We start from the raw sequence: 21,557 nt of genomic DNA on the forward strand, positions 1-21,557 counted from the left end.
TCCGTCAGGAGACATGCCGTGTTTCGATTGTCGTCCCTCCTTCTCGCCGCCGCGCTGACCAGCGTGTCGCCCGCGCTGGCCCAGATGCAGGGCAACCAGAAATTCGAGAATCTCGATCGCATCGACAGCCTGGTGGCGATGACCGTCGGCGCCAATCTGGGCGAACCGGGCGGCCCCGCCGCACCGGTTGATCGCCGCCTTCGCCTGGCTGCCTGTCCGACCACGCCCAGCGTTGAAGGGCCGGTGTTCGGCGCGGCGATGGTGCAATGCGCGGCGCTGGGCTGGCGCATCCGCGTGCCGTTGATCGCGGGCGCATCCGCCGCGGCATCGGGGCCGGTGCCCCGTTCGGCTCCGGCCTATGGCGCCGCCAACCGTTTCACCCGCGCCGCGCCGGTCGCGGCGAAAGAGGCGGTCGTGCGCAAGGGCGATCCTGTGCAGTTGATGGCCGGCAACGCCGTATTCAGCGTGTCGCGCATGATGGTCGCGGATGAGGATGGCGCCATGGGCGAGACGATCCGCGTGCGCGAAGACAAGAAAAGCGCGCCGATTTTCGCCCAGGTCGTACAAATGGGCGTTGTGCGCATTCCGGGATTTAATGATTTTTGAACTTGTCCGTTATACGCCATAGGGACGAGTGAAGGATTTACCCAAATGATCAAGTCTGTGGGCCAGAATATCAGCGCCGCCATAGAGGCGACCCGTCTGCGGGAAGGGGCCAAGACGCGCGCGTCCGCCGCCACCGGTTCGGCCACGTCCTCCGCCAGCGCCGCGTCGGCCAGTCCCGCCGCGCGCATGGCCGGGCAGGGTGCGCCGGTTGATATGGATCGCATCGCCGCGATCAAAGCCGCGATCGCATCGGGCAACTACCCGGTGGACGCCAACGCCATCGCCGAGCGCATGGTCGCCCTAGACCTGTCAGCGGCCTGATAAGGAACATAGATCATGCCATTGGGTCTTGCCGCGCTGGATGATCTTTTCGACGCTTTCGAAGATCTTCGCGACGTGCTCGATGGCGTCGACGCCGCCGCCATCGAATTGGCCAGCAATCGCGTCAGCCGCGCGGCTGCGTCCGTCCGCGCGATCGGCGCCTGGCGTTCCGAACCGGCTGTGATCGAACGGCTGGCCGTCATGGTGCCGTTGCTCGATAGCGCCCGTATCCGCGTCAAGCTGCTCGCCGATCATGCGCAACAGCGACTCGCCATCCTTGCCGCCCATGGCGCGCAGACCGCGCCGCTGACCTACGGCCGGTAAACGGGCGGCCACTCAAATAAATTTCGGTTTCGACTAAAGCGGCGCCCTACGGCGCCGTTTTTCGTTGTGGGCGCGATTTCCTTCGCCCGCGTTAACCAAATCTTGGCACAAGCCTTGCTCTAATGTCCTCGCTAGCAAGTGAGGATTTTAGTCGTGTCGGCTTTCGCAGACATATCAGCAACCGGGACTTCGACAGGCAATCGCGTCACTAACGCGATTGCGATGGCGAGCCGCCGTACTGGTGTCGACTTCTCCTATTTGCTCGGTCAGGCCAAGATCGAATCCAGCCTGAACCCCACGGCCCGTGCGGCGACATCGTCCGCCACCGGCCTCTATCAGTTCATCGACCAGAGCTGGCTCGCCGTCATCGACAAGCATGGCGGCGAATATGGGCTGGGCTGGGCGTCCGATGCGATCCAGCAGAGCGGTGGCCGTTACTATGTGGCCGACCCGGAACTGCGCCAGCAAATACTCGACCTGCGCAAACATCCCGAAACCGCGTCGGTGATGGCGGCGGAACATGCCGCCGACAACAAGGCCTATCTGGAATCGAAGCTGGGCCGCGAAGCGCAGCCGGTCGATCTCTATCTCGCCCATTTCCTGGGCGTAGGCGGCGCATCCAAATTCCTGTCGGTCCATGACCGCGCGCCGGATGCGAGCGCGGCATCGCTGTTTCCGTCGGCGGCGCGCGCCAACCGCTCGATCTTCTTCGACCGTAGCGGCAATGCCCGCAGCTTCGCCGAAATCCGCGATCGCTTCGCCTCGAAGCTTCTGAAAAGCTCCGATGGTCTCGGCGCCGACATCCAATATGCGGCCGCCGCGCTACCTTCGGGCGCGAAGACGGTCCAGCCCGCCGACTATGTGCGGATCGAAACCCAGCGGCTGAGCGAGCAGGTGGATGTCGGCATCCGCCCGCAGCCGCAGACCGCGCGCCTCGCCTATCTCATGCTCGCCACCCTCGGAAGGTAACGGCCCCTTATGTCTCCCGCCCAAGTCAAAGCGAAGATCTGGATGAGCGCCGTCAAGGGCGCCGTGTTGCCGTTCGCGACGTTGATGGTCGTTGTGTTCATGATGGTCCCGGTGCCGGCGGTCATGCTGGACATCGGCTTCATCACCAACATCATGATTTCCTTGGCGGTGCTGATGGTGGCGCTGAACGCGGGCAAGCCGCTCGATTTCTCCAGCTTCCCCACGGTGCTGCTGTTCGCGACGCTGCTGCGTCTGGCGCTCAACGTCGCTTCCACCCGCGTCGTGCTGGTGTCGGGCCATGAAGGCTCCGACGCGGCAGGCCAGGTGATCGAGGCGTTCGGCCACTTCCTGATCGGCGGCGACTATGTTGTGGGCATCTTCGTCTTCGCCATCCTGATGATCATCAACCTGGTCGTCATCACCAAGGGCGCGGGCCGCGTCTCCGAAGTCAGCGCGCGTTTCACCCTGGACGCCTTGCCCGGCAAGCAGATGGCGATCGACGCGGATCTCAACGCGGGCCTCATGACCCCGGAAGAAGCCAAGCAGCGCCGCGTCGAGGTCGCGACCGAGGCGGACTTCTACGGCTCGATGGACGGCGCCAGCAAGTTCGTGAAGGGCGACGCGGTCGCGGGCATCCTGATCCTGGTCATCAACATCGTCGGCGGCATCATCCTGGGCGTGGTCAGTCATGGCCTGGCCATTGGCGAAGCCGCGCAGACCTATATCGTCCTGGCGATCGGCGACGCGCTGGTGGCGCAGATTCCCGCGCTGCTGCTCTCGATCGCCGCAGCCTCCATCGTCACCCGCGTCAAGAGCGAGCAGGATCTGGGCGGTCAGATCGCCGGCCAGTTCGGGTCGGGCCGCGCCTGGGTGCCGGTCGCCGCGATCCTGGGCTTTCTGGGCATCCTGCCTGGTATGCCGCACCTCATCATCCTGTCCGCTGCGGCGATCGCCGGCGGTATCGCCTGGCAATTGCGCAAGGCTGTCCAGAAGAAGGCGGCCGAGCCTGCCCCGGTCGCTCCCGCGCCTAATCCCGCCGTCATCGAATGGGACGATGTGTCGGACGGGGCGATCCTGGGGCTGGAGATCGGCTATGGCCTCATCGCCCTGGTCGACGAGCGCAAGGGCGCGCCGCTGATGGCCCGCATCACCGGCATCCGCCGCCAGCTATCCAAGGAACTGGGCTTCGTCGTGCCGATGGTCCGCGTGAAGGACAATCTGGCGCTGGAGCCGAACCAATATCGCATCACCATCGCCGGCGTGGTCGTCGGCGAAGACGAGATCTGGCCCGACGATCTGCTCGCGCTCGACAGCGGCGCGCTGGAAGGCGCCGTCGCCGGTCGCCCGGCCAAAGACCCGACCTTCGGCCTCGACGCCGTCTGGATTTCGCAGGCCAAGCGCAGCGAAGCCGTGGTCGCGGGCTATACCGTGGTCGATCCGCCGACGGTCGTCGCCACGCACCTCAACCAGTTGATCGCCATGAACGCGGCCGAAATGTTCGGCCTGGACGAAGCGCGCAAGCTGCTCGACACGCTCAAGGACGCCGCGCCGCAACTGGTCGATGGCCTGACGCCGGGCACGCTCAGCCTGACGCAGATCAGCGCGCTATGCCGCGCGCTCCTGTCCGAAGGCATCGCGCTCAAGGACTTCCGCCGTATCTGCGAAGCCATGGTCGACGCCGCGCGCCCCGACATGAGCCACGAACAGCTTGTCGAGGCGGTGCGCCAGCGCATCGGCGCGCTCATCATTCAGGGTCTGGTCCCGGTGAAGATGCCGCTGCCGGTCATCACTCTGGACGGCGATCTGGAAGGATTGCTGGCCCAGGCCATGCGCGTCGCGGGCGACGCCAAGCATCCGATCGAACCGGCGCTCGCCAACCGCATCGTAGAGGCGGTGATCCACGCCGCCCGCCCGCTGCTGGGGCAGGCGCGCAACTTCGCCATCGTCACCTCGCCGGTCGCGCGCCGCGCGCTCGCCCGCCTGTTCAAGCCGCATCTGCCCGAAACGCCGATCCTGTCCTTCCTCGAAATTCCCGATGGCAAGGGCGTCGAAGTCGTGGCCGTCGTCGGCAACGAACAACGCCCCACGCCCCGCCACGACCCCGCGCCCCAGCGCGAACAAGCGCGCGAGCGGGTCGCCTGAAAGGAGGCTGAGCCATGTATATGAACAAGATTGCGGCCGGCGCCCATACCTATGCCAAGCCCGGCGACAACAGTCCCGAACGGCTGGCCCGCCAATATATGCCGCTGGTGCGCAAGATCGCCTGGCACGTCCATGGCCGCGTATCGACGGCGATAGAGATTGAGGACTTGCTCCAGATCGGCATGGTCGCACTGGTCGAGTCCGCCAATAGTTTCGAGGATCGCGGCCTGGGCTTCGCCGCCTATGCCCAGTTGCGCGTGCGCGGCGCAATGATCGACCATCTGCGGCGGCAGGCAACGATTTGCCGGTCGGCGATGGCCAGGCGGAAAGAACTTGCCGGGGTGCGCAACCGGCTGGAGCAGAAGCTCGGCCGCTTGCCGACCGAGGCCGAAATGTCCGCCGACATGGGGCTGGAGCCGGCCGCCTATCGCGAGATCGCCGACAGCGTCGAAATGGTTCAACATACCAGCATGGACGAGGTCTATTCCGACCAGTCGATGTGGTTCGCGGATGTCGAGGATCGCGCCGACGACGTCATGGAGCGGGAATCACTGAAAAAGGCGCTGGCCGCCTGCATCGGCGAACTGCCCCAACGCGAAGCTTTGGTGCTGCAACTCTATTTCGTCGAGGAACTCAATCTGGAGGAAATCGGCCAGACCATGGATATCGGCGCAGCGCGGGTGTGCCAGATCAAGAAAGCGGCGCTCGACAAGCTACGCGAGAAACTGCGCGACTGGGACGACTGACATTCAGGCTGGTGGTGTTCCCGCGAAGGCGGGAACCCAGTCCTGCGATCCCCACAACGGCTGATTACCTATCCATCACTCATCATTCGCCGCCAGCGGCCCGACCCGTCGGCCATCCGTCGTCGGCCAGCGAAAGCGCAGCGGGCGATAGCTTTGCGTGCGCCACCACGGATCGGCGACCTGGAACAGGCCATGTTCCTCCGCCTTGCGCCCCAAATCCTTGCGCGCGGTCAACGCCGCCAGCACCGGCGCGGCGAACAGGCCGGCGACCACCGGCGACATCCAGCCCAGACTGCCGGCCTTCACCGCCATCGCGGTCAGCCCGGCGCCCAGCAGCAAATGCCATTTGAACAGCCAGATCGCGCTGGTCATCGCCATGCCGTCGCGATCGCGGGTCTGCCCGTTCCAGCTCGCCTTGCGGCCCATCAAGATGCTGAACAGGTTGATCGTCTGGGTCAGCATCGCCACCGGCGCCATCAGGATCGACAGGATGATGTCGACCAGCACGCCGCGCGTCATCCGCGCCGCGCCGCCAAAGCCGATGCGCCGGGCCGGATCGGCCATCGCCCACAGAATCGCCAAAATCTTGGGGCCGAACAGCAGGATCGCCGTCAGCGCCAGCAATCCGCCCGACGGCAGGATCGCGGCGGGCGGCCACACCCCGGCCAGCGCGCCACCCAGCACCACCAGCATCAGCGCCAGCCAGAGCGGCGACGTGCAATAGGCCGATGCGCCGACCAGCAACTGGAACCGGCTGACCGGATGCAGGCCCTTGATCTTCACCAGCAACGGCACATGCTGGATATTGCCTTGGCACCAGCGGCGGTCGCGGGTGAACAGGTCCGGCATCGACGGCGGAAATTCCTCGAAACTGTCGTCGGCCGTGACCATATGCACGTCCCAGCCGCGGCGGCGCAGCAGCGCGGCCTCCAGCATGTCGTGGCTCAATATATGCCCGCCGAACGGCGCGCGGCCCGGCAATTCGGGCAGGCCGCAGCTTTCTGCGAAGGCGCTGACCCGCACGATCGCATTATGGCCCCAGAACATGCCTTCCGATCCCGCCCACCAGATCATGCCGGCGGCCGAGGTCGGGCCGAACAAGCGGCTGGCGAATTGCTGCCAGCGCGCGAACAAAGTGGCGGCGCCCATCACGGTGGGGACGGTCTGGATCAGACCGACATGGGGATGCCGCTCCATGTCGGCAGCCAGCCGGGCCATCGTCTGCCCGCTGACCACGCTGTCGGCGTCCAGCACGACCATATAATCGTAACCGCCGCCGAAACGCTGCACCCATTCGGCGATATTGCCCGGCTTGCGCCCGATATTGAGCGCCCGCCTCCGATAATGGACCGGGCGGGAAAAGGAGGCGCGCATCTCCTGATAGGCGCGGCGTTCGACTTCGCCACTTTCGGGATTGGAATCCGACAGGATGAAAAATTCGAACCGTTCGCCGCCCATTACCTGGGCCAGCGACCGCTCCATGATCGACAGCCGGCCCAGCACGCCCAGAAAATCCTCGTTGCACACCGGCAGCAGGATGGCGGTCTTGCCTTTGAGCGGGGTGGCGGCGTTGAGCGGGCGGGGGGTCACGCTGCGGCCCTTGCCGACCGTCAGCAGCAGGAAACCGATCATCGCGGTGGCGAAACCAAAGGCGATCCAGGCGAAAAGCGGAATGAATAGCGCGAGATAGACGCCCTCCCACGCGGAAATCCCGTCCAGCCCGATCGACCGGCGCATCTCATGCGCGGCCATGGCGGCGGGGAGCAGGGCGAGCAGCACCACCAGCAAACGCCGCGCCCAGATGTCGATGTTGAGCGGACGGCGCGCGATCAGGTCGGGCCTGACGCCGAAATCCTGTTCCGGCATCGCCAGCGCGCTTTCCGGCGGCACCTGCTCAAAGGCCCGCGCCAGCGGCTTGCCCCCGGCATCGGTGGTCGGCGCTTGCGCGCCTCCATTCCCCATCATCCATCAGACCCATCGCGATTGACCCAATATGTCACAACCGCCCGATGCATAGACGGTTCCCTTCAGACACCGAGCGGATAATGCACATATTCGCTCAGCGCGCGATCGCCCGCCCGCAACTGCATCCGGATATCGGCCGACTTGCCCTGCGCGCGCTGTATGTCGAGCACCGCGCGGAACAGGCCGTCGCGGCCCAACACCGGATAGCCGGCCTTCTTGACGAGCGTGCCGCTGGCCACATCCGCCCAAATATCGGGCTTGCCGCCAGCCGCCACGCCGGCGAAATCGATCACCAGTCGTTCGGCATCGCCGTCACCGCGTCCGCGCCAGACATTTTCGACGATGGCTATGCCGGTCGAAGCGGGCGAGCGCGCCGCCGACCAGTCGAGCCGATAGGCCAGGTCGATCCGCGCACCCGCGCGCGGGGCGACGTCTGGCGTCCAATAGGCGGCGACATTGTCGGTATATTCGCTGTCGGTGGGAAAGGCGTAGAGGCGCACCGCGCCCGCGCCGAGCGGCCTGGTCGGCGTTGACCAGAGCGACGGGCGGCGATCGTAGAAGACGCCGTCATCCTGATAATGGTCGAAGTCGCGGTCGCGCTGGAGCAGCCCGAAGCCCTTCGGACTGACTTCCTTGAACGCGCTGAAATGCGGCGCGGACGGGTTCACGATCGGCCGGGCATGGGCGATGCCGTCGGCGCTGGCGATCGACAGCATGTCGCTGTCATGGATTTCCGGCCGCCAGTCGGTCCCCTGAACGCGATTGGCTTGGTCGTACCAGAACATGCTGGTCATCGGCATCAGTCCCAGTTCGGGAATGGCGCGGCGCGGGAAAAGGGCGGCGCTGATATCCTGCTGGACACCCTGCGGCCCCAGGCTGCTGACGAAGCGGAAGGCGCCGGCGATCGACGCGCCGTCGAGCAGCGCATAGATGGTGACGCTGCTGGCGCCGGTCCGCTCCAGCCAGAAATGGGTGAAGCGGGGAAATTCCTCCTGGCCGGGCAGGCTGGTGTTGATCGCGATCGCGCGCGCCGACAGGCCGAACTGCTTTTGCGGGCTGGGCGCGCGAAAATAGCTCGCGCCCAGGAAGGACAGCCAGTCCCCGTCGCGCGCCGCATTCATGATGCGAAAACCGGCAAAGCCCGCATCCGGCCCCAGCGCGGCAACGGCATTGCCTGCGGGCGTTTCGAACATGGTGGGATCATAGCGCAGCTGGCTCGCGCGCCCTTTCTCGACGATCGCGATCGACACGGGCTGGGCGGCGTTCACCGACAACGGAAAGAAACGGACCCCTGTGTCGCCGGGCAGGTCGCCCCATAAAGTGCGCGCATCGCGAAACCGCGCCTGATGCAGGGCGTCGTAATCGACCTCCGCTGCGCCGGGATGGGGCGGCGTTTCCCTGAACGGCGCGCGGGCGAGGCGCTGCGCCTGGCCAACCAACCTGTCCCAGGAAAAGGCGGCGCCGCCGGTTTGGGCAAAAAGCATGTCGGGCAGCAGGAGGGCGGCGCTGGAGGCGGCGATCATCGCGCGCCGATTAATCTCGTTCATGGCTTTTATCATGGGGCGGACAACCGGCGAAGCCAAGTCTGTATCCGCGGTCATGCGAAGAAGCCTCCGTCCGGGGGGACGGAGGCTTCAAACAGGCTGGTCGTTCGATCGAAGGTGTCGCCCCCGGCACGGTGGGGACTGTTGATGTGCCGGGGGCCACTTGGGCGGCTGGCGGTGACCAAGACCTCAGCCGACCAATCTTGTTATGTCTTAGCCGATCAGCTTGAGCACGCCCTGCTGGCTCTGGTTGGCCTGGGCCAGCATCGCGGTGGACGCCTGGCTCAGGATCTGCTGCTTGGCGAGCGCCGTCGTTTCGGCCGAGAAGTCGGCGTCTTCGATGCGGCTGCGAGCGTCCGTCAGGTTGGTGATGTTGTTGGTCAGGTTGTTGACCGACGATTCCAGGCGGTTCTGCACGGCGCCGAGCGTGGCGCGGGCGGTGGCGACCGTCTGCAACGCGGTGTCGAAGGCGGCGAGATTGGCGGTGTCGAGCGCTTCGGTGGCGCTGGCCACGCCGGACACGTCGATGTCGCTCAACGTGATTTCCACGGTGTCGCTGTCGTTGGCGCCGGCCTGGATCGTCACGACGTCATCGGTGGTCGGGAAGAGCGCCTTGCCGTTGAACTCGGTCTTGGTCAGGATGTCGTTGATCTGAACAGCCAGCTGGTCCTTTTCCGCGTCGATGTTGGCGACCGCTTCGGTGCTGTTGGTGTCGTTGTTCCGCTGCACGGTCAGTTCGCGCATACGCTGCAGCATGTTGCTGACTTCGTTCAGCGCGCCTTCCGCGGTCTGCGCCAGGCTGATGCCGTCATTGGCGTTGCGGATGCCCTGGGTCATGCCCTTGATCTGCGAGGTCATGGTGGAAGCGATGGCCAGGCCGGCGGCGTCGTCCTTGGCGCTGTTGATGCGCTTGCCGGTCGACAGGCGTTCCATTGCGGTGCTCAGCGACTTGCTGGCCATCGACGAAGCATTGGCCGAGCGCAGCGCTGCAGTGTTGGTTCCGATAACAGTCATGGTGTTCCCTTTCGTTTCGCTATCAGGTCGCTGCCATCCGTTAGAGCGCTTGCGGCCTCGAAAGGGGATAACGGCGGGGCGCCACGGGCTTTTAGCGCCGACGTCGTTTTTTTTGAAAAAGGCGTGATTCGGGCGGCCCGAAAATGCCCTTACGCGGGCGCAATGCGCGCGCCTTAGACTGAAGTCGGAGATATTGCCGTTTTTGCCGGAAAAAAACTGCCGCATTGCGGCAAGCCGGCAGACGGCATTAACTATCTGATAACCACAGACGGGCTATTTGTTAACCATCGAAGGGGGTTGGGGCGTACGGGGGTACAAGCCAGCCAAATGATGGGGTTTTGTTCATGTCGACACTAGACGTGAGCCGTGGCGTCTGCGCGCTTCTTCCGGGGCTGCAGCACTGGCTTGAAAATGCCTTCTATGAAGTGCGCATCGTCGATGCGGCCGACCCCCGTGACAGGGACGACCGGCGTATCCTGCTGGCGACCGAAATCGGTCACGCCACCTATCGCGATATCCTGATCAACGTGCGTGACGGCGCGCCTTCGCTGGCGTCCGCCGCCAACGGCCTGCCGGCGCGGGTCGCCTTTGGCATTGCGGATATGGGCTTCGCCTTCGCCCTGATCGCAGAACTGGCCCGCCCCGCCGCCATCCCCGCGGTCGGCGACAGCGGCAGCGCCCGGCTGATGACGCTGGCTGGCCGTGTCGCCCGCAGCGACGCCACCGTTCTGATCCAGGGCGACACCGGCACCGGCAAGGAAGGCATGGCGCGCTTCCTGCACGCCCAGTCGGGCCGCACCGGCCATGACTTCATCGCCGTCAACTGCGCAGCGCTGCCCGAAACCATGATGGAAGCGATGCTGTTCGGTCATAAGAAGGGCAGCTTCACCGGCGCATCCAATGCGTCGGAAGGTCTGTTCCTCGCGGCGGACGGCGGTACGCTCTTCCTCGACGAAATCGCCGAACTGCCGCTGTCGCTCCAGTCCAAGCTGCTGCGCGCGCTTCAGGAAGGCGAAGTGCTGCCCGTCGGCGCGACCCACCCCATTCCGGTCAATGTCCGCATCATCGCGGCCTGCAACCGCAACCTCGCGCAGGAAGTCGCCGCGGGCCGCTTCCGCGAAGATCTTTACTGGCGTCTCAACGTCATGCCGCTGGAACTGCGTCCGCTGGCCGAACGCCCCGGCGATGTCGCCGCGATCGCCGCCGCGATGCTGCTGCGTCATCAGGACATGGCCAAGGCGTCGTTCGTATGGCCTAGCGCCGCTGCGATGGATAAACTGACCGCCCATCTCTGGCGCGGCAACGCCCGCGAACTGGGCAATGTGCTGCAGCGCGCGCTTGTGCTGCGCGACGGCGCGATGATCGAGGCGGATGACCTACACCTGACCGGCGCGCCGCAGCCTTTGCGCGTGGTCGCGCCGATCGCGGCGCCGGCGTCCGTCGCGGTCGAACCGACCCGGCTGCGCGACGTCGCCCATCATAGCAAGCTGGAAGCCATCCGCACCGCCCTCCGCGAAACCGATGGTCACCGCGCCGCCGCCGCCCGCAAGCTGGGCATTTCCGAACGCACGCTGCGCTATCGGCTCGCCGAGATGCGCGAGCTGGCAGCGGCTTGAAGGAGGGCTGAATCATGGCCATCGCCGGCGTTTCACCCACTGACAGCGTCATGGCGATCCGCAACGCCATCCTGCAAAAGAACGCGGCCCTGCGCGATGTCGCCTCGACCGGAACGGTCGGCGCGCCTGGCGTCGGCGGCGCCCAGGGCACGGCGCCGGGCGGCTTTACAGAGGCGCTCAACAGCGCCCTGCAACAGGTCAACGGCCTCCAGACCCAGGCCGGCGAAGCCGCCGCCTCGTTCGAACGTGGCGAAACCACCGATATCGCCGCCGTCATGCTGGCCAAACAGCAGGCGTCGGTCAGCTTCGAAGCGACCCTCCAGGTCCGCAACAAACTCCTGTCCGCCTATAAGGACATTATGAGCATGCCGGTCTAAACCATGGAAAACGCACTCAGCACCAATGTCGGCGCATCGACGCCCGCTCTCGCTCCCGCTCCCGCCTTTGGCGGCAACGCCAAGGGCATGGACGCGCTCAAGGCGCGCTTCACCGGCTTCATCAAACAACCGGCGGTGGCGAAAAGCCTCCCGCTGCTCGGCCTGCTCGGCACCGTCGCGGTGGCGGGCGCCGCCTGGCTGGCGCTGCGCGAACCGCCGCAGCGCGACCTGTTCCGCGCCCTGCCTGACAGCGACAAGTCCGCCGTCGCGCAGGTCTTGGACCAGAGCGGCATCAAATATGACTTCGACAACAGCGGCGGCATGACCGTTGGCGAAGACGATTATTTCAAGGCGAAGATGATGCTCGCCGCCCAGGGTCTGCCCAAGAGCGCGCCTGACGGCAACAGCATGATCGACAGCCTGCCGATGGGCGCATCGCGCGCCGTCGAGGGCGAAAAGCTGCGCTCCGCCCGCGAAATGGACCTCGCCCGCACGATCGAGGCGATCGACAGCGTCGAAACCGCCAAGGTGCATCTCGCCGTCGAACCGCCCAGCGTGTTCCTGCGCGAACGGTCCAAGCCCTCCGCCTCGGTCATGCTGCGCCTGGCCAACGGCCGGACGCTGACCGATGCGCAGGTCAACGCCATCGTCCACCTCGTCGCCTCCTCGATACCGGAACTCAACCCGGACGATATCTCGCTGGTCGATCAAAATGGCCGCCTGCTCAGCAATAATGACGGCAACGCCGCCGACGATCGTCAACTGGCGGTGCAGGGCAAGATCGAGGATCGCTATCGCCAGTCGGTGATCGCGCTGCTGACGCCGATCCTGGGCGCCGGCAATTTCTCGACCGAGGTTCATGCCGAACTGAATTTCGCCGAGCGTCAGGCGACCCGCGAAACCTATCCGCAGGATGAGGCGCGGTTGCGCAACGAAACCGGCACCTGGGCGTCCGATCCGCGCGGCCAAGGGACTGGCGAAGCGTCCGGCATCCCAGGCGCGCTCAGCAATCAGGCCCCGGTCAACCCGACCGTGACCCAGACGAACCCCAATGGCCAGGCCGTGACGCAGGGCCAGACCGCGCAGGGCGCGCAAGCGACCCCCGGCACGCCGCCCAACCCGCTGATGAAGACCGAAGAAACCTTCAACCGCAGTTTCGAACTGGGCCGTGAAGTGTCGGTCACCCGCGACGCGATCGGCACGGTCAAGCGCCTGTCGGTCGCCGTGGCGCTCGACACCGCGCCGGACGGCAAGGCGCGCACGCCCCAGGAAATCGCCGCGCTTGAAGCGCTGGTCAAGGGCGCGGTCGGTTTCGACCAGGGGCGTGGCGACGTGGTCGCCCTGTCCTCGCGCAGCTTCCTCAAGGAAACCACGCCCGAAGCGCCCTGGTATGAAGCCGACTGGATGTCGCCGTTGGTGCGCAACGTGTCGGCGCTGCTGGTCGCGCTGCTGGTCATCTTCGGCATCGGTCGCCCGCTCCTGAAGCGCCGCGCCGCAGCGCCCGACGCTCTGGCGGCCCCGACCCCGGAGGAAGGCCAGCGCATCGGTCGCGAGATTTCCAGCGAAATCACCAAGCAGGCCGTCGTCGCCGGGCCGGACGGCGCGGAGCCCAAGGTCACGCTCGACATGATCTCCTCCACTTACGACTATGCCCAGCGCGCGGACCTCATCCGCAATTTCGTCAAGCAGGATCCCGATCGGGCCGCGCTCGTCGTCCGTGACCTTCTGAAGGAAGGGAAGAAGGAAAATGCCTGAGATCGTTCCCGGTCGTCCCGAAGCGCTGAAAGGCAGCGCCGCCGCCGCCGTCTTGCTCATGCTCTTTGACGAGGATGAAGCCGCCCAGATCCTGTCGCGCTTGGAGCCGGACGAAGTGCGCCAACTCGGCTACGCCATGTATGATGTGGCGGACGTCGATCCCGAAGAGGTCAATGAAGCGCTCGACCATTTCGTCACCAAGGCGAAGAAGCGCACCACCATCGGATATGGCGCCACCCGCCATATCCGCGGCGCCATGACCAAGGCGCTGGGCGAGGAGCGTGCGGAAACCATCCTGGCCCGCATCACCCCGCCGACCCGCTCCACCCAGTTGGAAATGCTCAAATGGATGGACGCCAAGGAAATCGGCACGTTGATCGAGATGGAGCATCCGCAGATCATGGCGATCGTGCTGGCCCATCTGGAAGCGCCGGTCGCGGCCGACGTGCTGCAACTGCTGCCGGCCGAATATCAGGAAGAGATCGTCTATCGCATCGCCACGCTCGGCCCCGTGTCGAACGAGGCGCTGGACGATCTGGAACAGCTGCTGCTGCGCGGTCCGGTCAAGAAGCAGGGCGCAGCCTCCCAGCGCGGCGGCACCATCGAAGCGGCCGCGATCATGAACAATGTCCGCAAGGATAATGAGCAGCGGATCATGAAGGCCGTCGCCAAACGCGACAAGATGATCGCCCAGACGATCGAGGAGGAGATGTTCGTCTTCGACAACCTCATCGACATGGACGACAAGAATCTGGGCACGCTGATGCGCACCGTCGACAGTGCCGCGCTGGTCGTCGCCTTGAAGGGCGTGAACGACCTGCTCAAGGCCAAGATCTTCAGTTGCATGTCGGCGCGCGCCGCGCAGGCCATCGCCGACGAGATCGAGGAACGCGGGCCGATCCGCCTGGCCGAGGTCATGGATTCGCAGAAACTCATCATCGCCACCGCGCGCCGCATGGCCGACGCCGGCACCATCATGCTGGGCGGCAAGGGGAACGACTTTGTCTAATTTCTGGGGTGCGCAGGCGATCCAGGAGGCCGCACCCGTCGCGGTCGCGGGCTTCCGCCCGGTCGAAGGCGGCTTCCGCAGCCTCTACACCTCGCCGCAGACGCCGCAGGCCGGCACGATGCGCAACGGCGTGATCGAGGCGGAACCGGAAATCGACCTGATGGAGGAGGCCCGGATGGAGGCCTTCACCATGGGCTTCGATGAAGGTTGCCGCGTCACCGCCCAGACCCATGGGGAGGAAAGCGAAGCCCGCACCCGCCTCACCGAAGCGCTCGAAACCCTCGCGCCCGCGCCCAGCGGCATGTTGTCCACCATGTTGTCGGCCACGGTCGTCCGCCTGGTCGAACAGATTGTCGGCGAAGTGGAGATCGACATCGAACGGCTGGTGCAGCGCTGCGACACCGTTGCCGCCTTCATTGAGGATAATGAGGGCAAGAGCGCCCTGCATCTCCATCCCGACGACATCACGCTGCTGGAAGGCGAGACGATCGGCGTCAAGCTGGTCGGCGACAAGGCCATGCATCGCGGCTGCGTGCGGCTCGAAACCGCCGATGGCTGGGTCGAGGACGGCCCGGACGTCCGTCTGGCCCGCCTGCGCGCGCTAATGGACGATATGGAAGGGAAAGCATGATCCGCGCCGCGCTGGCCCAGGCCGAAAGCCTGTTCGACCATCTGCAGGTCCAGAACCGCGCGCCCCGCCGGATCGGCCGTCTGGTCAGCCATGATGCCGGGATGCTGGAAGTCACCGGCTTTCGCCGTCCGATCGGGTCGGGCGCGCGCGTCATGGCCAGCGATGGCTCCGTCTGCCGCGCCGAAGTCGTGGGCTTTCGCGGCGACCGCACGCTGCTGGTCCCGCTCGACGCCGACGCGCCGCTGGAAAACGGCATCCGCGTCGAACCCGACAGCCAGGCCAATATGGTGCAGGTCGGCGACGGCCTGATCGGTCGCGTCATCGACGCGATGGGCCAGCCGCTCGACCGCAAGGGGCCGATCATCGCGGGCGGCACCTGGCCGCTCAACGGCGTGAAGGGCAATGTCCTCGACCGTGGCCGCGTCACCGAAGCCTTTGATCTGGGCGTTCGCGCCGTCAACGCGCTGCTCACCGCCGGACGCGGTCAGCGTATCGCCATCATCGCTGGCTCTGGCGTCGGTAAATCCGTGCTGATGGGCCAGATGATCGCCGGCGCCGAAGCCGATATCGTCGTCGTCGGCCTGATCGGCGAACGCGGCCGCGAAGTCAGCGATTTCCTCGAAACCAAGCTCAAGCACACGATGCACAAGAGCATCGTCGTAGCCGTGCCGGCCGATCATCCCCCGGTACTGCGCCTGCGCGCCGCCTCGCGCGCCACCGCGATCGCCGAATATTATCGCGCCCGCGGCAAGAAAGTGCTGCTCCTCATCGACAGCCTGACCCGCTGCGCCCACGCCCAGCGCGAAATCGGCCTGGCGCTGGGCGAACCGCCCGCGATGAAGGGCTATCCGCCCTCGGCCCTCGCGCTCATTCCGCGTCTGGTGGAGCGGGCCGGGGTGGACGCCCGCACCGGCGGCTCGATCACCGCGCTCTATACCGTGCTGGCCGATGGCGACGATACCGACGATCCGATCGTGGACGCCGCCCGCGCCATTGTCGACGGGCATTTCGTCCTGTCGCGGCACCTGTCCGAACAATCCATCTTTCCCGCCATCGATATCGGCAAGTCGCTGTCGCGCGTCATGGCCGACGTGGTGGATGACGAACATCGCATGGCCGCCGCCAATTATCGCCGCCTCTGGGCCGCCTATGAGGAAAATCGCGACCTCATCCTGATGGGCGCCTATCGCCCCGGCAACGACCCGGTCATCGACGAAGCGGTCAAGCGCCGCCAGGAAATCCTCGACTTCATCCGCCAGGACCAGAAGAGCCGCATCGATCTCGACACCAGCGCCGATGCGCTGGTCGCGGGCTTTAGCGCATGAGGGGGCTAGTCGGTCGCCGCCAGCGCGTGTTGCGCGTGCGCCACGTTCAGCACGCCATGGCGGTGGCGGAAACCGCGCGCGCCCGCGACGAGGCGGATGGCCTCGCCCGCAATATCGAACGGCTGACCAAGGTGCGCAGCGAATTGTTCGAGACGCAGGGGATGGCGACCGGCGCGTCCTTCGCCGCGATGCAGGAACTCGCCACCCGGCTGGAACAGGCCGGGCGACAGCTTGACGGCGCGCTTTATGATGCGAAGCGCAAGGTCGAGGCCAAAGAAGGCATGACTCTTGCAGCGAACCGCGAGAAGGAAATCGCCACCCGCCTCAAGGACCGCGCCCGCGCGGATCTGGAGGCATGGCGCGAGACCAAGCTTGCCGCGCTGCCGCGCTATCGCCGGATGCAGCGTGAGGGGGATGTTTGACGATGACGATGCTGACCAGCCTCAAGGCGCTTTTGTTCGCTACGTCCGCGTCGTCGGGCGTGAAGACGGACGCCATCCCGACTGAGGGCGGCGGCGACTTTGCGCAAATGTTGAACAGCGTCGGTGTAGCCTCAACGGCAACCGCGCGGCCGACCATCGCGCCCTTCATCGTTGCGGATGCCGTCGCGACATCCAAAAAAATGCTTGAATATCAGGACCATGATGGAAAAGGATGGCATCCTGTCGTTGCCGATGCGACCCCTCCCTTAATCTCTGTCGCACCCGAACCGCAGACAGCAAACCTCCATTTACCTGTCCAACTCGCTGTTTCATTTCAAAAGCCTGAAGAGGCGCGGCCCCTCGCCGGCGCTGCGCTCGTCCCGGCGTCGCTCGCAGAGGTCGATGCGTCGATCGCGCTGATTCCGGCGCAGGTCGATACAATGGCCGACACCCCCATGCCGGGGACCGACGCCCCGACGCCGGAACAGGCGGCAGAGCCTATATCGCCTGCAGCAGCATCCTCCGCCACGCCCGCCACGCCGCCGGTCGAACCGGCCGCCCCTGCGCCCGCGTCGCTCAAGGCGCATCCCGCTGCGCCGCGCCACCCCGCGCCGCCAATCGACATGGCTGACACGCCAGAAGCCGAGGAGCTTCCCAGCGACGAAGCGAACGCCGTCGCGCAAGATGATGGCCAGTCTTCATCCCCGCCGATCGTCATGGTCATGGCGCCACCGGCTTTGGTCCTTCCGCTCTTCGTCGCCCCAGTTGAACAGACCCCGACCGAACAGGTAAAGCCCGCGCCGCGCCGCGCGCCCTCGATCGGCGCCCCGGCGCGGATGGCGCAACCAGCTCCGGTCGCCCCCCTCGATAGCGCCAGCATCCCTGGCCCGGCTGTGGCGGCAACGCCTGCTGTCCAGATGGTGGCTTCACCGGCGCCGATAGCCGCGCTGCACGACTCCGCGCCCCCGCTGACGGCCGAAGCGCGGATGCCCGCTGCTGATCAGTCGGCCGCCGCGTCCAACGCCGCGCGTCCGACCAGCCCGCTCACTTCGGCAAACCCCATATCGACGGCCCGCTCGACATCCGCTGCGCCGCTGGTCCCGCAGGTCGCGACGCCGCCAGTCGCGGCCGTGGCCGTCCCGGCAGCGGCGGCGTCGCCCGTCCCGACGATCGTTCCGCAAGGCGAAGCGCCGAGGCTGCCGGACGACGCGCGGGCTAGGACCATCGACGATCCCGCTGCCGCGCGGACAACCTCGAAGCCTATAGCCGCCTCCGCATCGGCTGCGCCGCTGGTCCCGCAGGTCGCGACGCCGCCAGTCGCGGCCATGGCCGCCCCGCTAACGGTGGCGTCGCCCGTCCCGACGATCGCTCCGCAAGGCGAGGCGCCGGGCCTGCCGGACGACGCGCGGACCAGGGGCACCGACCATCCCGCCACCGCGCCCGCGCCCGCGCCGGCGACCCCGATGCCGATAGCCGCCTCCGCATCCGCTGCGCCGCTGGTCCCCCAGATCGCGACGCCACCAGTCGCAGCCTTAGCTGTTCCAGCAGTGGCGGCGTCGCCTGCTCCGACAATCGTTCCGCCAGGCGTCGCGCCGACATTGCCGGACGAAGCGCCGATGATGGCCGCCGATCATCCCGCCGCTGCGCCTGCGCCGGACGCCCTGCGTCCGACCGGCCAGCCCGCTTCGGCAGCGTCGATGCCGACGGCCGGCTCTGTATCCGCTGCGCCGCCCGTCGCGGTCCTAGTCGCACCGACCCCGGAAATCCTGCCAGCCTCTTTGGTCGCGCCCGCCACGCCCGCCACCGCCGAAGCCCTGGATCTGCCCGCCGATGTTGCACAGGCCCCTATCCCGACCGCTCCCGTCAAACCGCGCGCGGAAGCCGTATCGCTGCTCCAGTTGGTGCGCGATCATATGAGCCTGCGCGTGTCGCGCCGACCTGAAACCGCCGCGCCGGCCCGCGACATGGCGCCCGACGTCGGGTCAGCGATCCTGCCGACAACCATCAGCGACGATAGCCCGTCGCTGGCGCCGCTGGTCCAGCCGACCGTCCAGCCGCTCGCGCCCCCCGCGCCCACCGCGCCCACCGCGCCGGTCATCCCGACCATCGACCTGTCCGCCAGTCTTGGCGCGCAGATTGTCGATATGGGCGTTTCGGGCCAGTGGATCGACGGGCTGGCGCGCGATGTCGCCGGCCTGTCGGCCAATGGGGCGCAGGGCCGGTTTCAGATCAACGCCGACCAGCTCGGCCCGATCCAGGTCGATATCCGACAGGGCGCTGATGGCGCCGCCATCAGCCTGACCGTCGCGACCGAGGCGGCCGAACAGGCCTTGCGGCAGGAGAGCGACCGGCTAAGGCTGGACGCGGGCCTGTCCGCCATGCGCATCAGCGAAGTGAAGATAGAGCGCGCGCCCCATGTCGCCGAAACCGCGCGTGCGGACAGCAGCGGCAACCAAAATTCGTCGCAGCAGCAATCCGGCGGCCAGGGCCAAAATCCAAGTCAATCCATGGGGCAGGGCGCAGGCCAGGGCATGGGCCAAAATCCCGGCCAATCGTCCGCTCAGTCGCATATGCAGGGCCACGGCCAGCAACGCGAAAATATCGCCCTGGGGCATAAAGCGGGAAGTGACGCTGCCGTTCTTAACCATACGGACGTCGGCGAAAGCGCCGGCGGTGCCGTTCGCGCGCGCTATGCGTGACCAGCGCTTTTCGTAGGGGACCAGACATATGAGCGACGAGCCAAAGGCCAAGAAAAAGAAGGGCGGGAGCATGAAGATGATCCTGCTGCTGGTCGTGGGCGTCGTCGTGGGTGGCGCGGGCGCCGCCGGTGGACTTTATGCCGCCGGTTTCTTCAGCCCGAAGGCGGAGGGGCCGAAGGAAGATCCCAACAAGCCCGTGTTGGTGCTGGCCGGTGAGGATGCGCAGGCGATCGCGACCGCCCATGGCTGGGCTGGCGAAGCGGGCGGCGGCGGTGGCGGCGAAGGCGGCGGCAAATCCGGCGGCGAAAGCCATGTCGTGTCTACGGGCCATGCGCCGGGCAAGGGCGTCGACCTGCCGACGCCAGCCAATCCGGCCGCCTATCAGGCCACCTATTTCCAGCTTCAGGCGCCCTTCACGTCGAACATGTCGGACACCGACGCCTTCGCCCAGATCTCCGTCGCCGTTTCGACCTATTATGACTATCGCGTGATCGCGGCGATCAAGCAGCATGAAATGCCGATCCGCAGCGAGATGCTGATGATGCTGGCGGAACAGCCGCAGGAGGTGCTCGACACGCCGCAAGGCAAGCAGGCGCTCCAGGGCAAGATCAAGGTCATCATCAACGATGTGCTAAAGCAGAAGACCGGCTATGGCGGCGTCGATAACGTCTATTTCACCAATTTCGTGATCCAGTAAGACCGCTGCATTGGCGCCCTGCTGCCGGCGCCGCTCGTCGCCCTGTTAACTCCAATTTTACCATTTTCGTTATTAATGGCGCTGCGCCAAAGGATCGGGGACGTGCCCTGATCCGCCATGGGGCAGGGGACCAAGATGGACGACGTACAGACCTACGCCTTCGGGCGCGGGGATTCGCAGGCGCCGATCATGCTGTCGGGGCTGGACCGGCTGGGCGAAAAGCTCGGCCGGCGGATGCGCGCCTTGATCGAGCCGATCGCGGGCGTGCGCCCGCACATCGTGGCGCAGGATACGCGCGTGCTGGATTTCGCCGCATGGACGGTCGATGTGCCCGCCTTTTGCAGCCTGTCCATCTATCGCCTGCTGCCGCTGAAGGGGCAGATGCTGCTGCGGATGGACGCGGCGATGATCTCCACCATGGTCGATTGTTTCTACGGCGGCATCGGCAACCGGGCCTTGCCCGCGCGCGGCGAATTCACGCCGACCGAAGACCGGCTGATCGCCCGGCTTTCCGACAGCATCGTCACCCGCCTGGTCGAAACCTGGGCCGACATCCTGCCACTGGAACAGGGGCTGATCCTGCGCGAAAGCGCGGTCGGCTATGCCGCGTCGGCGCAGCCCGGCGACCAGATGGTGCTGCAACGCTTCGTCATCTCCATCACCCGCGAACAGGAATGGCCGATCGACATCGTCTTTCCGCTGTCCGCGCTGCGCGGGGTAGAGGCGCTGATGGGCAGCAATCTGCCAGCGGACGAGGAACAGCGCGACCCCGTCTGGCAGACGCGCATCGCCCGGCGGATGCGCGACATCCGTATGCCCGCGCGCACCGTATTGGCGCGTCCCAATCTCTCGCTGGCCGAACTGATGCAGCTCAAGGTCGGCGACGTCATTCCCGTCACCATCGGCCGATCGCTGCCGTTGATCGTCGGCAACCGGATCGTCGCCCATGGCACGATCGGCGAACAGGACGGCCGCGCCGCCTTCCAGATTGAAAAGCTTGCACAGGAACCCGATCAATGAGCGACATGAGCGAAGCCCCCCGCATGGACCGGGGCGAAGACCCGCTGAGCAAAATGACCAACAACCGCCAGTTCAAGCTGCTGGCCGACATCCCGGTCCGCATGTCGGTGGAGGTCGGCTCCACCTCGCTGCGCCTGGCCGAAGTCATGGACCTTGCCGAAGGCAGCATCGTCGAACTGGACCGCCAGGCCGACGACCTGCTGGACATCATGGTCAACGGGGCGCTGATCGCCAAGGGCGAGGTGGTGACGGTCAACGGCCGCTATGGCATCCGCATCGTTGACATCGCCGCGACCGAAAATCGCCTCGCCGGGATCGAACGGCGCGGTTGATCCGCCGCTTCTGATTTTAAGCTTGCCTTCGGTCGCGAAACTG

Annotated in this window: 20 protein-coding genes; 17 read left to right on the forward strand and 3 right to left on the reverse strand. The window is 66.1% G+C overall.

Annotation, left to right across the window (positions count from 1 at the left end; genetic code table 11):
* Positions 1-18: 18 nt before the first annotated feature.
* The 6 genes from sphantq_RS12760 (at position 19) to sphantq_RS12785 (ending at position 5,108) form a co-directional block, all read left to right on the forward strand.
* Positions 19-606, forward strand: coding sequence for a flagella basal body P-ring formation protein FlgA (locus sphantq_RS12760; protein ID WP_272798677.1), 588 nt, complete (start codon positions 19-21; stop codon positions 604-606).
* Positions 607-651: 45 nt separating this feature from the next.
* The gene (flgM, locus tag sphantq_RS12765; RefSeq protein WP_272798678.1) at positions 652-927 is read left to right on the forward strand and encodes a flagellar biosynthesis anti-sigma factor FlgM; all 276 of its coding nucleotides are present in this window, start codon (positions 652-654) and stop codon (positions 925-927) included.
* Positions 928-942: 15 nt separating this feature from the next.
* Positions 943-1,251 carry a hypothetical protein gene (locus sphantq_RS12770; RefSeq protein WP_066600009.1) on the forward strand — a complete coding sequence of 103 codons (309 nt, stop codon included), beginning with the start codon at positions 943-945 and terminating at the stop codon, positions 1,249-1,251.
* 153 nt (positions 1,252-1,404) lie between these two features.
* The gene (locus sphantq_RS12775) at positions 1,405-2,220 is read left to right on the forward strand and encodes a lytic transglycosylase domain-containing protein (protein ID WP_272798679.1); all 816 of its coding nucleotides are present in this window, start codon (positions 1,405-1,407) and stop codon (positions 2,218-2,220) included.
* Between the two features lie 9 nt (positions 2,221-2,229).
* The gene (gene flhA, locus sphantq_RS12780) at positions 2,230-4,362 is read left to right on the forward strand and encodes a flagellar biosynthesis protein FlhA (protein WP_066600013.1); all 2,133 of its coding nucleotides are present in this window, start codon (positions 2,230-2,232) and stop codon (positions 4,360-4,362) included.
* 14 nt (positions 4,363-4,376) lie between these two features.
* Positions 4,377-5,108, forward strand: coding sequence for a sigma-70 family RNA polymerase sigma factor (locus sphantq_RS12785; protein WP_066600016.1), 732 nt, complete (start codon positions 4,377-4,379; stop codon positions 5,106-5,108).
* 75 nt (positions 5,109-5,183) lie between these two features.
* Here sphantq_RS12785 and mdoH read toward each other — a convergent pair whose 3' ends face one another.
* The 3 genes from mdoH to sphantq_RS12800 form a co-directional block, all read right to left on the reverse strand.
* The gene (gene mdoH, locus sphantq_RS12790; protein ID WP_443021479.1) at positions 5,184-7,073 is read right to left on the reverse strand and encodes a glucans biosynthesis glucosyltransferase MdoH; all 1,890 of its coding nucleotides are present in this window, start codon (positions 7,071-7,073) and stop codon (positions 5,184-5,186) included.
* 62 nt (positions 7,074-7,135) lie between these two features.
* Positions 7,136-8,620: a glucan biosynthesis protein gene (locus tag sphantq_RS12795; protein ID WP_272798680.1), complete on the reverse strand. Its 1,485-nt coding sequence runs from the start codon at positions 8,618-8,620 to the stop codon at positions 7,136-7,138.
* A gap of 210 nt (positions 8,621-8,830) precedes the next feature.
* Positions 8,831-9,631 (reverse strand): flagellin N-terminal helical domain-containing protein, encoded by an 801-nt coding sequence (locus sphantq_RS12800; RefSeq protein ID WP_066600021.1) that lies wholly within the window; start codon positions 9,629-9,631, stop codon positions 8,831-8,833.
* Positions 9,632-9,975: 344 nt separating this feature from the next.
* Between sphantq_RS12800 and sphantq_RS12805 the strand changes: the two genes are divergently transcribed.
* From sphantq_RS12805 to fliN, 11 genes are all read left to right on the forward strand, one after another.
* On the forward strand, positions 9,976-11,247 hold the full coding sequence (locus sphantq_RS12805) for a sigma-54 interaction domain-containing protein (RefSeq protein WP_066600024.1): 1,272 nt from the start codon (positions 9,976-9,978) through the stop codon (positions 11,245-11,247).
* A gap of 20 nt (positions 11,248-11,267) precedes the next feature.
* A complete protein-coding gene (gene fliE, locus sphantq_RS12810; RefSeq protein ID WP_272800231.1) occupies positions 11,268-11,624 on the forward strand; it encodes a flagellar hook-basal body complex protein FliE in 357 nt (118 codons plus the stop codon).
* Positions 11,625-11,627: 3 nt separating this feature from the next.
* A complete protein-coding gene (gene fliF, locus sphantq_RS12815) occupies positions 11,628-13,379 on the forward strand; it encodes a flagellar basal-body MS-ring/collar protein FliF (protein ID WP_272798681.1) in 1,752 nt (583 codons plus the stop codon).
* Positions 13,372-14,388 carry a flagellar motor switch protein FliG gene (gene fliG, locus sphantq_RS12820; protein ID WP_066600030.1) on the forward strand — a complete coding sequence of 339 codons (1,017 nt, stop codon included), beginning with the start codon at positions 13,372-13,374 and terminating at the stop codon, positions 14,386-14,388. The genes fliF and fliG overlap by 8 nt, the downstream gene beginning before the upstream one ends.
* A complete protein-coding gene (locus sphantq_RS12825) occupies positions 14,381-15,019 on the forward strand; it encodes a FliH/SctL family protein (protein WP_408021484.1) in 639 nt (212 codons plus the stop codon). The genes fliG and sphantq_RS12825 overlap by 8 nt, the downstream gene beginning before the upstream one ends.
* Positions 15,016-16,344: a FliI/YscN family ATPase gene (locus tag sphantq_RS12830; RefSeq protein WP_066600031.1), complete on the forward strand. Its 1,329-nt coding sequence runs from the start codon at positions 15,016-15,018 to the stop codon at positions 16,342-16,344. The genes sphantq_RS12825 and sphantq_RS12830 overlap by 4 nt, the downstream gene beginning before the upstream one ends.
* The gene (locus sphantq_RS12835) at positions 16,341-16,766 is read left to right on the forward strand and encodes a hypothetical protein (protein ID WP_066600034.1); all 426 of its coding nucleotides are present in this window, start codon (positions 16,341-16,343) and stop codon (positions 16,764-16,766) included. Before sphantq_RS12830 ends, sphantq_RS12835 begins: the two co-directional genes overlap by 4 nt.
* Positions 16,767-16,768: 2 nt before the next feature.
* On the forward strand, positions 16,769-19,465 hold the full coding sequence (locus sphantq_RS12840) for a flagellar hook-length control protein FliK (RefSeq protein WP_272798682.1): 2,697 nt from the start codon (positions 16,769-16,771) through the stop codon (positions 19,463-19,465).
* Positions 19,466-19,493: 28 nt separating this feature from the next.
* Positions 19,494-20,162 (forward strand): flagellar basal body-associated FliL family protein, encoded by a 669-nt coding sequence (locus tag sphantq_RS12845; protein ID WP_129926895.1) that lies wholly within the window; start codon positions 19,494-19,496, stop codon positions 20,160-20,162.
* Between the two features lie 135 nt (positions 20,163-20,297).
* Entirely contained in the window at positions 20,298-21,182 is an 885-nt protein-coding gene (locus sphantq_RS12850) for a flagellar motor switch protein FliM (RefSeq protein ID WP_129926896.1), read from the forward strand.
* Positions 21,179-21,514: a flagellar motor switch protein FliN gene (gene fliN, locus sphantq_RS12855; RefSeq protein WP_066600042.1), complete on the forward strand. Its 336-nt coding sequence runs from the start codon at positions 21,179-21,181 to the stop codon at positions 21,512-21,514. Before sphantq_RS12850 ends, fliN begins: the two co-directional genes overlap by 4 nt.
* Positions 21,515-21,557 lie beyond the last annotated feature (43 nt).

Origin of the sequence: Sphingobium sp. AntQ-1, from assembly GCF_028538045.1 — a bacterium.
GTDB classification, from domain to species: domain Bacteria; phylum Pseudomonadota; class Alphaproteobacteria; order Sphingomonadales; family Sphingomonadaceae; genus Sphingobium; species Sphingobium cupriresistens.